9 protein-coding genes are annotated in these 16,207 nt (G+C 67.0%); 8 read left to right on the forward strand and 1 reads right to left on the reverse strand.

The window, feature by feature from the left end; translation table 11 throughout:
• Window positions 1-12 precede the first annotated feature (12 nt).
• The 8 genes from tssB to AruCF_RS12070 all read left to right on the forward strand — a co-directional run bounded on the left by tssB (window position 13) and on the right by AruCF_RS12070 (window position 15,682).
• On the forward strand, window positions 13-537 hold the full coding sequence (gene tssB / locus AruCF_RS12035; RefSeq protein ID WP_006384072.1) for a type VI secretion system contractile sheath small subunit: 525 nt from the start codon (window positions 13-15) through the stop codon (window positions 535-537).
• Window positions 530-1,705: a type VI secretion system contractile sheath large subunit gene (tssC, locus tag AruCF_RS12040; RefSeq protein WP_083036739.1), complete on the forward strand. Its 1,176-nt coding sequence runs from the start codon at window positions 530-532 to the stop codon at window positions 1,703-1,705. Before tssB ends, tssC begins: the two co-directional genes overlap by 8 nt.
• A 40-nt stretch (window positions 1,706-1,745) precedes the next feature.
• On the forward strand, window positions 1,746-2,249 hold the full coding sequence (locus AruCF_RS12045) for an Hcp family type VI secretion system effector (RefSeq protein WP_006384074.1): 504 nt from the start codon (window positions 1,746-1,748) through the stop codon (window positions 2,247-2,249).
• A gap of 69 nt (window positions 2,250-2,318) precedes the next feature.
• The gene (gene tssE / locus AruCF_RS12050) at window positions 2,319-2,804 is read left to right on the forward strand and encodes a type VI secretion system baseplate subunit TssE (RefSeq protein WP_054416617.1); all 486 of its coding nucleotides are present in this window, start codon (window positions 2,319-2,321) and stop codon (window positions 2,802-2,804) included.
• A gap of 53 nt (window positions 2,805-2,857) precedes the next feature.
• Complete coding sequence (gene tssF, locus AruCF_RS30135; RefSeq protein ID WP_302473880.1) at window positions 2,858-5,890, forward strand: type VI secretion system baseplate subunit TssF; 3,033 nt, start codon at window positions 2,858-2,860, stop codon at window positions 5,888-5,890.
• Entirely contained in the window at window positions 5,890-6,819 is a 930-nt protein-coding gene (locus AruCF_RS12060) for a DUF6708 domain-containing protein (RefSeq protein ID WP_083036741.1), read from the forward strand. The genes tssF and AruCF_RS12060 overlap by 1 nt, the downstream gene beginning before the upstream one ends.
• Before the next feature lie 78 nt (window positions 6,820-6,897).
• Window positions 6,898-8,238, forward strand: coding sequence for a carotenoid oxygenase family protein (locus tag AruCF_RS12065; RefSeq protein ID WP_063568875.1), 1,341 nt, complete (start codon window positions 6,898-6,900; stop codon window positions 8,236-8,238).
• A 292-nt stretch (window positions 8,239-8,530) separates the two neighbouring features.
• Entirely contained in the window at window positions 8,531-15,682 is a 7,152-nt protein-coding gene (locus AruCF_RS12070; RefSeq protein ID WP_083036742.1) for an autotransporter-associated beta strand repeat-containing protein, read from the forward strand.
• 64 nt (window positions 15,683-15,746) lie between these two features.
• Here AruCF_RS12070 and AruCF_RS29880 read toward each other — a convergent pair.
• The coding region (locus AruCF_RS29880; RefSeq protein ID WP_254431195.1) for a DUF2894 domain-containing protein at window positions 15,747-16,207 on the reverse strand (461 nt) is incomplete at its 5' end.

Below are 16,207 nucleotides of genomic sequence, written 5' to 3' on the forward strand. Positions count from 1 at the left end.
CTTGGAGCCCCCATGGCTAAGAAAGAAAGCGTTCAGAAAAGACTCCAGAAAGTACGCCCGCCGCGCGTCCAGTTGACCTATGACGTCGAGAAGGGCGACGCGATCGAGCAGAAGGAACTGCCCTTCGTCGTGGGCGTGGTGGGCGACTTCAGCGCGCAGTCGGAAGCCGAGCTGCCGCGCCTGAAGGACCGCAAGTTCGTCAACATCGACGTGGACAACTTCGACGACGTGATGCGCGGCCTCGAACCGCGCGCCGCCTATCGCGTGAAGAACCGCCTGACGGATGAGGGCGGCACCTTCGGCGTCGACCTGAAGTTCCGCTCGATCGAGGACTTCCGGCCCGAGGCGGTGGTGCAGCAGATCGAACCGCTCAAGGAATTGCTGGAGATCCGCACCAAGCTGGCCGACCTGCGCAACAAGCTGGCCGGCAACGACAAGCTGGAAGACCTGTTGGGCGAAGTGCTCAGCAGCACGGAAAAACTGCAGCAACTGACCAGCGAAGCCGGCAAGGACGGCAAGGGAGGCAGCAATGAGTAATTCCGCCGCCGCGCAGAACGCGGCCGCCCCGGCCGCCGCCGCCGACTCGGGCCTGCTCGACCAGATCGTCGAGCAGAGCCGGGTGGCCAAATCCACCGCCGAGCACGATCGCGCCAAGGACCTGATCGGCGAGCTGGCGCGCGAAGTCATGAAGGGCACCGTGGTGGTGTCGGACACCCGCCAGCCCGAGGACATGTACTTCATCGAACAGATGTCGCACGTGGCCGCGGCCTCGCACGCCCCGTTCATCGCCTCGGCCTCGCCCGAGCTGCTGGGCCTGGACAGTTTTGCCGACCTGGGCCGGCCGCGCGACCTGGCCAAGGTGTTCGACACCGTCGAATACACCAAGTGGCGCAGCTTCCGCGATTCCGAGGACTCGCGCTATGTCGGCCTGACCATGCCGCGTTTCCTGGGCCGCCTGCCGTACGACCCGAAAGAGGGCACCTCGGTGGAAGGCTTCAATTTCGTCGAGGACGTCGACGGCACCGACCATTCCAAGTACCTGTGGTGCAACGCCGCCTGGGCCTTCGGCGCGCGCCTGACCGCGGCCTTCGCCGACTTCGGCTGGTGCGCGGCGATCCGCGGCGTCGAAGGCGGCGGCCTGGTCGAGAACCTGCCGACCCACACCTTCAAGACCGACGACGGCGAGATCGCGCTGAAGTGCCCGACCGAAATCGCCATCACCGACCGGCGCGAGAAGGAACTGAGCGACCTCGGCCTGATCCCGCTGGTGCACTGCAAGAACTCCGACTACGCCGCGTTCTTCGGCGCCCAGTCGGTGCAGAAGGCCAAGAAGTACAACACCGACAGCGCCAATGCCAACGCGGTGCTGTCGGCGCAGTTGCAGTACATCTTTTCGGTGTCGCGCGTGGCCCACTACCTGAAAGCCATGATGCGCGACAAGATCGGCAGTTTTGCGTCCGCGCAATCCGTCGAGAGCTTCCTGAACCGCTGGGTCTCGCAGTACGTGCTGCTGGACGACAACGCGAACCAGGAGCAGAAAGCGCAATTCCCCCTGCGGGAAGCATCGGTGCAAGTAGCCGAAGTGCCGGGTCGTCCTGGCGTGTTCCGGGCCGTGGCGTTCCTGCGGCCGCATTTCCAACTCGACGAGCTGTCGATTTCCCTGCGTCTGGTTGCGGAACTGCCCGCCCAGGCCCAGAAATCGTGATGACCGTCTGATCCAAAGCTTTTAACCGGAGAGTACTTTAATGAAGGACATCTACGTCAAATTCGGCAATCCCGCGCTCAAGGGCGAGTCCCAGGACAAGGACCACCCGGACTGGATCGAAGTGGGCTCGTGGCGCCACGAGATCATCCAGCCGCGTTCGGCCACCGCCTCCACCTCGGGCGGCCACACCGCCGAGCGCACCGAGCACGGCGAAATGGTCTTCACCAAGGACCTGGACGTGGTCAGCCCGCTGCTGTATCAGCACGCCTCGGGCGGCACCACCTTTGACGAAGTGACCATCGACTTCCTGCGCGCCGACGGCGAGGGCAACCGCGTCAAGTACCTGGAAATCAAGCTCAAGTACGTGATCATCTCGCGCGTGGCGCCGGAAGTGGTCAGCGAAGGCCTGCCGCACGAATCGTTCTCGCTGAAGTACGCCGCGGTGCAGTGGAAGTACACGCAGCAGAAGGTCGGCGGCAACCAGGGCGGCAATTCCCAGGGCGCCTGGAGCCTGACCAAGAACGACAAGACCTACTCGGTCTGATCCCGACCGCGCGACAAGGCGAAGGCCGCGGCCCGTCTGCGGGCCGCGGTTTTCTGAAAGAGGTCCGTGATGAAGGGATTCGAACCCAGCCTGTTCGACAAATTGTTCGAGGCGGAAGGCCCGGCGCCGCACGCGCTGCGCCGGCTGTCCGTCGAGGAAATCAAGGAAACCGTCGCGCGCGACATCGAGGCCCTGCTCAATACCCGCATGGTCTTCACCGAGGCGTCGCTCAAGCGCTATCCGAACTGCCAGCGGTCGATCCTGACCTACGGGCTGTCGGATTTTTCCGGGCTCAGCCTGGCCAGCCACTATGACCGGGAGTTCATCTGCCGGTCGCTGGAGCAGGCCATCGCGCGCCACGAGCCACGCTTGACGCACGTGCGGGTGGTGCTGCAGGTCGACAGCCGCGCCACGTCGGTACTGTATTTCGCGATCACCGCGATGCTGGACGTCGGCCCGGCCCACGAGCCGGTGACGTTCGACGCGACCCTGCAGCCGTCAACGCTGCAGTATTCGGTCAGCAAGGGCTGGGCCAAGGCCGCGGCGGCCGCCTGACAACATAAACGCACGCGGGCGCCGGCGGCCAGCCGCCGGCGAGGAAGGGAAAGATGGAAGAATTGCTGCCGTACTACGAACGCGAACTGGGGTTCCTGCGCGGCTCGTCGCGGGATTTCGCCCAGCGCTATCCGAAGATCGCCGCGCGCCTGGGGCTGTCGGGAGAGACCTGCGAGGATCCGCACGTCGAGCGGATGATCGAATCGTTCGCCCTGCTGGGGGCGCGCATCAACAAGAAGCTGGACGACGACTATCCGGAATTCACGGAAGCGTTGTTCGAAGTGATGTACCCGCATTACCTGCGGCCGTTTCCGTCGTGTTCGATCGCGCAGTTCGACATGGGCGGGGTGGCGGCGCAACTGACCGCGCCCGTGCGCGTGGCGCGGGGCACCGAATTGAAATCGCATGCCGTGCGCGGGGTGGCCTGCCGCTTCCGCACGGCCTACGACGTGACGCTGGCGCCGGTGGCCATCCGCCAGGCCGTGTTCGCGTCGACCGCCAACGCGCCGTCGTCCACGCAGCTGCCTGCCGGCGTGACCGGGCGGCTGTCGTTGACGCTGGCCTGCCTGGCCGAAACGCAAAGCTTCGCCACGCTGGCGGTGGACCGCCTGCGGGTGTATCTGCATGGCGAGCCCTCGTTCGTGGCGGCGCTGCGCGACTGCCTGTTCCTGCGCACCGCGGCGGCCTATGTCGAAACCCAGCCCGGCCGCTGGAACCGGCTGCCCGAGGTGCCGCTGGCGCAGGTGGGGCTGGCCGAGGACGATGCGCTGATCGACTTTCCGGCCAGCTCGCATCCGGCCTACCGGCTGCTGGCCGAGTACTTCGTCTTTTCCGAGAAATTCAACTTCGTCGACATCGACCTGGCGGCGCTGCGGCGCGCGGTGGGGCCGGTGCGCGAGTTCACGCTGCACCTGCCGGTCAAGGGGCTGCGCGCCGATTCGAATACCGCGCGCCTGCTGGAGTCGGCGTCGGCGGATAACTTCCGGCTGGGCTGCACGCCGGTGATCAACCTGTTCGAGCAGCGCGCCGATCCCATCCGCGTCACGCATGCGGCCGCGTCGTATCCGGTGGTGGCCGATGCGCGCCGCGCCTACGGCTACGAGGTCTATTCCATCGACCGCGTGCGGCTGGTGCGGCAGAACGCGCAGGGCGATTCGGTGGTGGAGTTCCGGCCGTTCTATTCGCTGCATCACGGCGAAACGCCCGAAAGCGCCATCCTGCAGGACCTCGCGCGGCTGATGCGCATGCGCTTTGACGACTTTGTCTCGAATCCGCAGGACGTGCGGCCGTTGACCGTGTCCAAGTCGATCGAATCGCTCAGCGAAATCATCATGCAGTCGGCCGAGAGCGATTTCCTGCGCCAGCGCGGCGACGAGGCGAACAACCACGCCGTCTATGGCACGAGCACCCCGAACATGGGGGCCGGCCCCGGAGGCTCGGGCGCGGGCGGCCTGGCGGTGGCCCAGCTGCTGATGGATTGGATCAACCCGGACAATCGGAAAGAGCGCATGGCCCAGGCGGAAAACTACCGCCATCCGACCGAGCAGGAGCGCCAGACGGTGCGCTGGGATGCCTGGAAGAAGTACTTCGACAACTACGATGAAAACGCGCGCCGGGCGTGGCAGAAGGATTTCGACGAGCGCCTGACCAAATTCGACGCGGCCACCATCGTGCCGATGGCCAAGGCGCATGTGGCCTGGCTCACCTGCGAGAAGACGGGCGAATCGTTCCAGTGCAATTACGACGTCAAGAACGCCGACAGCGGCGAGGTCTACCAGACCGTGCTGGCGTTGTGCATCGACGGCACCCAGGACAAGCGGGTCTGCTTCAAGCAGTACGCCGACTGGCTGCAAGGCGACCCGACCGACACGCGCAACCTGTTGCTGCGCGCCATGTTCCATAACCAGGATTTCGTGGTCAGCAAGGTGGTCGAGGCGCATGAGGCGGCCCTGGACTGGAAGGCCATTCCCTGGGGCAATCTGCACGAGGCCTACAAGACCGGCCTCAAGGTGCTGAGCGAAGGGCAGATGGACAAGACCGCGCGCCTGCTCGAGCAGATCATGGGCCCGGTGGTGCATGTGCTCAGGCTGGGCGTGGACAGTTCGATTGCGCGCAAGCTGGCCATGTACCTGGGGCTGTTGGCGCGGCAGAATGTCGTGATCGTCGAGGTCGAAGGCGGCAAGAAGACCTTCCGCGCGGCGCTGATCCGCGAACTGTTGCGCCAGCATGGCGGCAAGGTGGACATGCGCCAGATGGAGCGCGCGGTGGCGGACGAATTGCGGCGCCTGGAAGTGCGCGGCGAGCAACTGGAAGGAAGCGACAAGAAGCGCTGGTTCATGATGGTGGACAGGGATGCCGCCGGCAGGGTGCCGACCGATATGCGGGCGGGCGACCGGGCCCGCGCACTGGCGCAGGCCACCATGACGATCGAGGAATACGAGGCCAAGGAACTGTCGCGCTGGCGCACGGCGATCAACACGGATGTGCGGGTCGGCGTGGTCGGCTGCCTGTTCCAGACGGTGGCGGTGTACAAGCTCTGGAGCGACCTGGAATCGGCCATGCCGCACGAGCGAGGCGACGCCAGCTGGAAATTCGTGGTCGGCATCGCGGCGGCCGGCGGTTCGGTGGCCGACGTGCTGGGCACGGCGCTCAAGGGGCGTCAGGCCGCCGGCATGCGGCTGGGCATGGGCCTGGGCATTGAAACCACCAGCACGCTGCTGGTGCGCTGGGGCGGGCGGATCGGGGTCGTGACCGGCATCATCATGGCGGTGTTCGACTTCAAGTCCAGCAAGGACCAGTTCATGATCGAAAAGAACGGCCTGATGGGCGGCCTTTATCTGGCCTCGGGTATTCTCAGCCTGGTCGTCATCGGCGCGTTTGCGCTGTCGTATACGGTCGTGGGCCTGATCGCCGCGGTGTTCCTGATCATCGTGGCGGTGCTGATCGAGAAGTTCAAGGGCAACAAGATCGACGAATGGCTCAAGCGCTGCCTGTGGGGCAAGCTGCAGGGGGTGTCCGGGGCCGATTATTACTATGGCGTGCAACAGGAAGTGAACAGCCTGCGCGTGGCCCTGGGAGGGTCTTGATGGATTTCACCGGGCTGATGCCCAGGTTCCCCAATAACCGTCCGCTGACGGCGTTTGAGCGCGAACACCGGCTACTGCAGAAAAAACGGCTGGATGTGCCGCTGCTGGCGCAGCTGTGCGTGGTGAGGATGAATGCCGGCAGCCTGCTGTCGGTGGACCGCTGGTATGCCTGGCGTGGCTTCGTGGCGCTGCTGGGGGCGATAGGCGTGGCGTTCGGCGTCGGCGGCATCCTGATGCTGGCCTGGATCCTGGTGGTGGGCGAACTGCCCAACGAGAACGGCCTGTGGGAAGCCATCTTCATCGGCATGGGTATGTGCGCGGCGCTGGGCGCCGCCGGCGCCTGGGTCGCTTGCAAGGAGATGTTCCGCTGGACCTACTACCCCATCGCCCTGGATCGCAAGCGCCGCCTGGTGCACGTCTTCCGGCTGGACGGCACTGTGCTGACCGCGCCGTGGGACAAGATCTATTTCACCCTGGGACGAGGCAAGGGCACCTTCGGCTGGCTCAACTGGGATATCCGCGGGTTGATCCTCGATGGCGACGGGGTCACGGTCAAGGAGACCTTTGCGTTCTGCATCGCCACCAGCCGCGTCGAGAATGCCTACTCGCACTGGGAGTTCCTGCGGCGCTACATGGAAGAGGGGCCGCAGGCCGTGCTGGACGCGGTGCTGTTCTGCATGCCGGTCGACGGCAAGCGCGAGAGCTTTGCCTTCGGCAAGGAGCGCATCTTCGCCAACGACGCGCAGCAGCCGGGCCTGGCCTACCTGATCCTGGCGCCCTTCAACTACCTGCACGCGATCATGCGCTGGGCCGTCATGCGCACCAGCAACATCCCGGCGTTTCCGCCCGAGATCGAGGCGACACTGCGGCCCGAACCGGGCGATCCGTACGTCCGCGACGCGTCGATGAATCCCGAAGACTTGCGCTAATTAAACCCGGGTAATATTGACAGCTTAATTTAATCCGGGTAAAAATTGCATCCTTCTCTCACCCGAAGGATGCAAGGCATGACCCTATTCGACCTGAACACCGGCGCCACCGCGCCGCTTGCCGATGAAACCGACCTGACCGACCTGCCCGTGGAAGGCGCGCTGCCGCCCGAACTGGACGGCGCGCTGGTGCGCAACGGTCCCAACCCCCTGCGCGGCCGCTTCGAGGGCAACGACGTGCTGTCCTGGTGGCCGCAACCGGCGATGCTGCACGCCATCTTTTTCCGCGACGGCCGCGCCACCGGCTACCGCAACCGCTGGGCCCGCACCCGCCTGTGGGCGCGCGAATACGCGCCGACGCTGGCCGCCGACCTGCCCGACACCAATCCCAACGTCAACGTGCTGCGCCATGCCGGCGAGACCCTGGCGCTGGCCGAAGGCGGCGCGCCGCTGGCGATGACGGCGGGGCTGGACTTCCTGGGCGCCAGCCGTCGCCATCCCGGCCTGGCCGGCGGCATGACCGCGCATCCCAAGATCGATCCCGCCACAGGCGAGCTGATGAGCTTTCGCGCCCATTGGGAGCGCCCCTGGCTGCGCTACGGCGTGACGGGCGCCGACGGCCAACCGCTGCTGGACCAGCTGATCGAGGTGCCGGGGCCGTCGATGATGCACGACATGGCCATCACCGCCCGCCACAGCATCCTGCTCGACCTGAACGTGGCCTACGACTTCTCGATGCTGTCGCGCGGCCACCGCATGCCGCTGCGCTGGCACGACGAGCGCCAATCGCGCCTGGGCGTGATCCCACGCCACGGCGGGCCGGTGCGCTGGTTCGAGGTGGCGCCGTGTTTCATCCAGCACGTGGTCAACGCCCATGAGGTCGATGACGCCACGCTGGTGCTGGATGTGGTGCGCTATCCGCATTACCTGCGGCTGGCGCGCGACGGCGCCGCGTTCGAGGAAAACCCGCTGGGCGTGCTGTGGCGCTACGTGATCGACCTGGCCGGCGGCCGCGTCAGCGAACACGCGCTCGATGATGCCGGCATCGAATTGCCACGCATCAACGAAAGCCGCGCCGGCCACGCCTACCGCTACGCCTATGCGGTGCATCAGCCCAATAATCGCGAGATGCGCGGGGTGCTGCGCTATGACCTGGAGACGGGCGCGCGACAGGGGTATTCGGTGCCGCCGGGCGACCAGAACAGCGAACCGGTGTTCGTGCCGCGCCCCGGCGCGCGGGACGAGGATGACGGTTGGGTGCTGGTGTGTGTCTACCGGCAGGAGGGCGACCGCAGCGACGTGGTGGTGCTGGATGGGCGCGACATCGGCGCCGGACCGGTGGCCACGGTGCGCCTGCCGCGCAGGATTCCGGCGGGTTTTCATGGCGCGTGGTTGCCGCGGGAGGCGTGCGGCGCGTGAGGCGGCGGCCGGGCGCCCGTCCCGGCCGGCGTCCGCGCCAGTCTCTATAATCGCGTGCAGCGGTCGGCCCTCGCGGCGGTCGGCCGCTTCGTGGCGTGTGCGCCGCGCAGATACGTTGGCGGTTCCGCCAAACGTATAAATAAGTCCTGGCCGCTCCCTCGTTTTACCCCTCTCCCCCTACCTAGAATTCTTGAGGCGCCTGCCCGTCGGCACCGCGTCCGTTTTTCATTCCCGGAAGAATCGCGCCAGCCGCCGTGGACCGCGGCGGCCGGCGCACGTACAGGTAGTAGTCATGACCCTATTTCGAAAGGGGCCCTCGTCCCGCCGCATCTTGAACAAAAACAAGCGCGGAACACAAAAATCGGCTGCGGGCGCGACGGAAACGGGGGCGGACTCGGCCGCATTGACCGGCATGCCCGGTCATGCCGCGTGTACTCCGTTCCGCCTGCACGCGACGACCGCCGCGCTGTGTGCCGTCCTGGCGTTCGCCGGAGCGGTTCCGGATGTGCTGGCCGCCGGCCCCGAGGAAGAGGGGGCACCGGCCGATGTCCCGATGGCGGAAGACAGCACCGACGGGGTCGCCATCCGCCTGACCGGCGGCGCCAGGCAAGTCAAGCTCGAGCCTGGCGGCGGCATCGAAGGCGATATCGTACTGTCGCATGACGACAAGACGCTCACTCCGCCAAAATTGTCCATTCTCAACAGCGGCGACCAATCCGTCCGGGTAACCGGCGGCCTGGACGTCGGGACGGGGGCCGAAGTCGGATTCGCGGGCAATCCCCTCGGGCTGGATGGAAATGTCACGCTGCATGACGGTTCGGCCTTGGTCCTGCGCGGCGCGCTGCAAAGAGAGACGCCCGCCGCCAGCTTCAGCGCCGGCAAGGTGTTCCTCGGCCAGGACGTCACGCTCTCGCTGTCCGGCATCGCTCATCGGATCGTGCGCGACGCGCCGCTGTTCAGCGCGGCCGGCGGCATCGAAGGCGACTTCGCCCGGCTGATGTCGGACGGATATGAAAGACGGGTCGATTACCTGACCTTGACCACCAGGAAGTCCGAGGACCAGACGCGTTATCTGGCGGACTATGACCTGACCTGGCTGGACACCGGCGGCCGGTCCCATGGCACGTTCACCATCGGTGCCGACCTGTCTGACACCATTGGCGCCGACCTGCATGACATGGCCGCCAATGGCGCCAGCGGCTGGGACGGCAGGAGCCTGACCAAGCGGGGAACGGGCGCGCTGACGCTGACGGGCGACAGCACCTACACCGGCGGCACCACGGTTGCGGACGGCACGCTTCGGATCGGCGACGGCGGCCTGACCGGTTCCGTCACAGGAAACATCCGCAACAATGCCGCGCTGGTCTTCGATCGCGGCAATGAACTGCTCCACGCGGGGGTCATATCCGGCGTGGGCACCGTCACCAAGCAAGGCGCCGGCACGTTGACCCTGACCGGCAACAACACCTACACCGGCCTGACCTCCGTCGACGCCGGCACGCTGCGTATCGGCGGTGGCGGCACGACCGGCGTGGTGGCGGGCGATATCGCCAACCAGGCCACGCTGGTCTTCGATCGCGGCGACACGGCGACCTACGCCGGCGTCATCTCCGGCGAGGGGGCGATGATCAAGAAGGGCACCAACACGCTGATCCTGACCGGCGACAACACCTATACCGGCCCGACCACGATCGAGGGCGGCGCGCTGCGCATCGGCAACGGCGGCGCGACCGGATCGCTGGCCGGCGATATCGCCAATGCCGGCACATTGGTCTTTGACCGCGGCAACGCGCTGACGTACACGGGCGTCATTTCCGGCCCCGGGGCGGTCAGCAAGATCGGCGCCGACGCGGTGAATCTGGCCGGCGCCAATACCTACGACGGCGACACCACGGTCGGCGCCGGCACGCTGGAATTCGGCGGGGCCCTCGGCGCCGCCAATACGCTGGGCGGCGGCATCACCGTGGCTGGCGGAGCCACGCTGGCCATCCATACGCCGGCAACGGTCGACATGGCCGGGGCCGCCGTCCTGAACGACGGCGCGTCCCTGTCCATCACAACGGCGCGCGCAGCGGAAGGCGAGCCGCCGGAAAGCTGGCGGGTCAAGGCCGTGACTATCGGCAATGGGGTCACCTTCAATCTGTCCGGCGTCGCGGCCGCCAGCGCGACCGACACCGCGCTGTTCAGCGCCACCGACGGCGTGATCGAGGGCGATTTCGCCCGCATCTTCATTGGGGGCAAGGCCGACGACGGTGACGCCGCGGCCCCCGGCGTGCGTATCACGGATTTCCTGACGCTGCGCACCCGCAAATCCGACGACGGCAGAAGCTACCTGGCGAGTTACCAACTCTCCTGGTTCGATACGCCGGCCAGGGCGCACGGCACGTTCCTGCTCGGCGCGGACGAGGAATTCGACGTCGGCGCGACCTTGAGGCGGATGCGAGCCAACGGAGACTGGGATGGCAACAGCCTGACCAAGCGCGGGGCGGGCACCTTGATCCTGAGCGGCGACAACAGCTATTTTGGCCTGACCACCGTCGAAGCAGGCACGCTGCGCGTGGGTTATGGCGGCGGCACCGGCTCGGTGAATGGCGACATCGTCAATCGCGGCGAGGTGGTTTTCGACCGCGGCAATGGGCTGACGTACCCGGGCGTCATCTCCGGCGACGGCGTCGTGACGCAGGCCGGCAGCGGTACGCTGACCTTGACCGGCGCGAATACCTATAGCGGCGGCACCAGGATCCTGGGCAGCACGCTGCGGATCGGCGACGGCGGCGCAACCGGTTCGGTGGCGGGCGATATCTTCAACGATGGCGGCCAGTTGTTCTTCGCCCGCGGCGACGACGTCACCTATGACGGCGTGATTTCCGGCACGGGCAGCGTTTTCAAGGGCTATACCTTCGATGACGGGGTGCAGTATGGGGCCGGCACGCTGACGCTGACCGGCGATCACACCTACACCGGCAGAACCACCATCATCGCCGGCACGCTGCGGATCGGTGATGGCGGCGCCACCGGTTCCCTGGCGGGCAATATCCTCAACAGCGCCGCGCTGGTCTTCGACCGCGCCGATGCGGCATCCTACGCGGGCATCATTTCCGGCGTGGGCACGGTCACCAAGCGAGGGACCAACACGCTGACCCTGACCGGCGAGAACACCCACTCGGGCCAGACCCTCGTCGAAGGGGGCGTGCTGCGCCTGGGCGACGGCGGCCTCACCGGTTCCGTGGCCGGTCCGGTCCTGTTGTCCGGTGACGCCGCGCTGCATTTCGACCACGGCCGCACCTGGCGGGACACCTACGACAACGTGATTTCGGGTTCGGGTTCGGTCACGCTCACGAACGGCATGCTGATCCTGACCGGCGACAACACCTACACCGGCGGCACGCGCATCAGCAACCCCGACAGCACGCTGTTCGTGGGCTACAACGGCACCTCCGGTTCCGTGGCGGGCAATATTGTCAACGATGGCGGCAAGCTGTTCTTCGTGCGCAGCGATGATGCGACGTATGAAGGCGTGATTTCCGGCACGGGGGAGGTCTACAAGGGCTATACCGTGAACGCCAGCCCCCGCGGGGATGGCACGTTGACCCTGACTGGCGACCATACCTACACCGGCAGGACCGCCCTGGTCGCTGGCACGCTGCGGCTGGGCGACGGCGGCGTCACCGGCTCCATCGCGGGCAATATCCTCAACAACGCCGCGCTGGCCTTCGATCGCAGCGATCCAGTGACCTACGCGGGCGTCATCTCCGGCGGGGGCAGGGTCGCCAAGGACGGCGACAATGTCCTCACCCTGACCGGAGGCAACACCTACACGGGCGTGACGACGATCAACGCCGGCACGCTGCGCATCGGTGACGGCGGCGCGACCGGCGCGGTACGAGGCGATATCGTCAACCATGCCGAGCTGGTCTACGACCGCAGCGGCGCGGTGACCTACGCGGGCGCCATTTCCGGCGAGGGCACGGTTACCAAGAAGGGGACCAACACGCTGACCCTGACGGGCAACAACACCTATACCGGCCTGACCACGCTCGAAGGCGGCACGCTGCGCATCGGTAACGGCGGCACGACCGGGTTCGTGACCGGCGATATCGCCAGCGCCGCGACGGTGATCTTCGATCGCAGCGACGCGGTGACCTACTCCAGCGCCATGTCCGGCACGGGGGCGCTCGTCAAGAACGGCGCCGAGGTCCTGACCCTGACGGGTGCCAATACGTATGGCGGCGACACCAGGGTCACCGCCGGAACCCTGAAATTCGGCGACGGCGCGTCCGCCGCGGCCAACACGCTGGGCGGCGGCATGACCGTGGCCAGCGGGGCGACGCTGGACATTCATACGCCCGTCGCGGTGAATCTGGCCGGAACGGCATCCCTGCGGGACGGCTCGGCGCTGATGCTGCGCGACGCGCTGCGCAACCCGGCGTCCGCCGTCAGCCTGACCGCGGGCAAGGTGACCCTCGGCGCCGACGTCACTCTCCTGGTGTCCGGCATCGCCGACCAGATCCGGCGCAGCGTGTCGTTGTTCGAAACAGACGGCGGCATCGAGGGCGACTTTGCGCGGGTGATCTTCGACGGCTACGAAAGAAAGGTCGATTACCTGACCCTGGCCGCCAGCAAGTCCGAGGACCTGATGCGCTATCTGGCCACCTATGACCTGAGCTGGCTGGACGAGAGCGGCCAGGCGCATGGCACGTTCACGCTCGATCCGGGCGTGGCGGACACCGTCGGCGCCGACTTGCATGACATGGCCGCCAATGGCGCCACGGGCTGGGATGGCCGGAGCCTGACCAAGCAGGGTTCGGGCACGCTGACGCTGACGGGCGCTGGCACTTACACCGGCGGCACCACGATCGCCGCCGGCACGCTGCGTATCGGCGACGGCGGCGTCAGCGGCTCCGTCACGGGCGATATCCTCAACCATGCCACGCTGGTGTTCGACCGCGGCGACGCGGCAGCGCACGCGGGTGTCATTGCTGGCGAGGGCTCGGTCACCAAGCGCGGCGCCGGCACGCTCACCCTGACCGGCAACAATGTCTACACGGGCCGGACCTTCATCGAAGCCGGCACGCTGCGCGTGGGCGACGGCGGCACGACCGGGGCCGTGGCGGGCGACATTGCCAACGACGCTGCGCTGGTCTTCGAGCGTGGCGACGCGGTGAGCTACGCGGGCGTCATTTCAGGCAGCGGCGCGGTCACCAACAAGGGTACCGGCACGCTGACCCTGACCGGCAACAGCAGCTACACCGGCCTGACAACCGTCGAAGCCGGCACGCTGCGCATTGGCGACGGCGGCAATACCGGTTCCCTGGCCGGCGACATCGTCAATCATGGCATCCTGGCGTTTGAGCGCGGCGATGACGTGACATATGGAAGGCTGGTCTCCGGCACGGGGGCCCTGGTCAAGAATGGCACCAATACGCTGACCCTGGGCGGCGCGAATACCTATTCCGGCGCCACCCGGATCGAGGCCGGCACGCTGAAAACCGGCGTGGTCAACGCATTCGCGCGAACCGCGGGCGTGATGATCGCGCGCGACGCCAGCCTGAATCTGGGCGGCTACAGCCAGATCATCTCGCAACTGGATAACAGCGGCGTCATCCTGTTCAACGACCTGGGCGCGCCCGTATCGATGGCCGGCTTGACGGTCGCCGGAAACATGAAGCACAGCGGCATGCTGGTGCTCAATACATGTGCCGATTGCGCGGGGCAGGTCTATACCCAGGCTGGCGATTGGGTGGGGGATGGCGGCACCGTTTCGTTCGGCGCGGTGCTGGGCGGCGATGACAGCGTCACGGACAAGCTGATCATCGGCGGCGCGGCGAGCGGCACCACGTACGTCACCGTCGCCAACGAGGGCGGCGCCGGCGCGCAAACGGTGGAAGGGATCGAACTGATCCGCACGGCCGGGTCCACCGAAGACGCCTTCGTGCAACGCGGCCGCATCGCGGCCGGCGCCTACGATTATTTCCTGAGAAAGGGATCGGCTTCCGGAAATAGCCCGAACAGTTGGTATCTGACCAGCCTGGACATGACGCCCGAACCTCCCACGGAGAATCCCGAACCTCCCACGGAGAACCCCGAAGTTCCTCCGGCCGACGACGGCGCGCAGATCCCCGAGGTTCCTCCGAGCGAGGATGACGCACAGGTCCCGGAACTTCCCCCGGCCGACGATGGCGCGCAGGTTCCCGAGGAGCCCCCGAGCGACGATGGTGCGCAGAATCCGGAGCTCCCCCCGGTTGACGATGGCGCGCAGGATCCCGAGGTTCCCCAGGTCGATGGCGGTGCCCAGGATCCGGAGGTTCCCCCGGTTGACGATGGCGCGGACCCCGCCGATCCCCCGCCTGGCGCGGACACGGCCGAACCCGCTGATCCTCCGGTCGATGACAAGGCCGACCTTCCCGATGGCCCCGCCGATACGCCGCCAGGGGGCAATTCCGAGGGCAATGCCAACGCGGTCCGTGTCTTCCGCCCCGAAATCGGCAGCTATGCCAGCAACCTCGCTGCCGCGAGCGTGTTGTTCAACACGAGTCTGAGCGACCGTGAAAGTGGCGAAGCGGTCGATCCCGTGACGGGGGCGCGCCGGCACGCGTGGGCTAGAACGGCCGCCGGGCGCAGCCATGGGAACATGTCGGATGGGCAGAATCAGTTCTCGGCCGACCGTAGCGTGCTGCAAATGGGCAGCGCCATCGCAGGCGGCACGTTCACGGGCAAGGACGGTTGGCGCCTGGGCGTCATGGCCGGCTATGGCAATCAGCACAGCAAGACCCGCAGCCGCCTCTCGGGCTATCAGTCGCGCGGCGCGGTGGAGGGCTACAGCGCCGGCCTGTACGGCACCTGGTATCAAGACGCGCTGACGCATCGCGGCCTGTACGTGGACGGCTGGGCGCTCTACAACCGGTTCGACAATACGGTCAAGGGCGATGGGTTGGCCAAGGAGACGTACCAAAGCCAGGGTGTCACCGCGTCCCTGGAGTCGGGTCTGCTGCTGGAAGCCGGTTCATTCACAACGGACGGTGGCATGGAAAACCGCTTCCGCTTCCAGCCGCAGGTGCAGGTGCTGTGGTCCGGCGTGAAAGCCGCCGATCACACCGAGCGCACCGGCACGCGCGTGCAAGGCATGGGCGCCAACAACGTGCAGACGCGCCTGGGCGCGCGGTTGTCGATCAGCAGTGGCCATCGGTCGCGGGGGCCTGGCAAAGCGGGCACGTTCGAGACCTTCCTGGAAGCGAATTGGCTGCATGCGTCCAAACAATACGGCGTGATGCTGGACGGCGTCGGCGCCACGATCCTGGGCAACAGGAACGTGGCCGAATTGAAGGCGGGCGTGGAAGGCCAATTGACCGAGCGCCTTGGCGTCTCGGCGAGTCTGACGCGGCGGCAGGGCGGCCAGGGCCTGCGCGCCACCCAGGGGGCGCTGACCCTGACGCTGCGCTTCTGAGCGCGAGCAGCCGGGGCGCTTGCGTGGGGCCCGCGGCCTGGGTGGCCGCGGCAAGCACCGCGTATCAACGGCTCTTGGCGCGGCCCCGCTTCTTGGTGGGCGCCGCGCTGGGCGCTTCCTTGGCGGGGGGCGTGGCCGCGATCACTTGTTCCATCCAGGCCAGCGTCTCGGTGTAGGTCACGAACTGCTGCAGATAGCCCGGCGACAGCTCGCGCATCAACGACAGGGCGCGGTGCACCAGCTGGTTGGAATTGAGCGGGCCGGCGTTCTTGTGCACCTGCTCCTGCGACTGGCGCACCTGACGGTCGGCGCTCAGGCCGGACCAGATCTCGCGCAGGCCATCCAGCACCGGCATGTCCGGATAGGCATCGCGGCGCGCCTGCGCGGCGATGGCGTCGGGGTCTTCGCCGGGCGCGCCGGGGTAGGCGAGATACGCCGCCAGTTCCGCCAGCGGCCCACGCGCGGGCTTGGGAGCCGCCGTGGCCGGCGCGGTGCTGGCATCGGGCGTGGCGGCATCGTCCAGCC

Source organism: Achromobacter ruhlandii (assembly GCF_002082135.1).
GTDB classification, from domain to species: domain Bacteria; phylum Pseudomonadota; class Gammaproteobacteria; order Burkholderiales; family Burkholderiaceae_B; genus Achromobacter; species Achromobacter ruhlandii.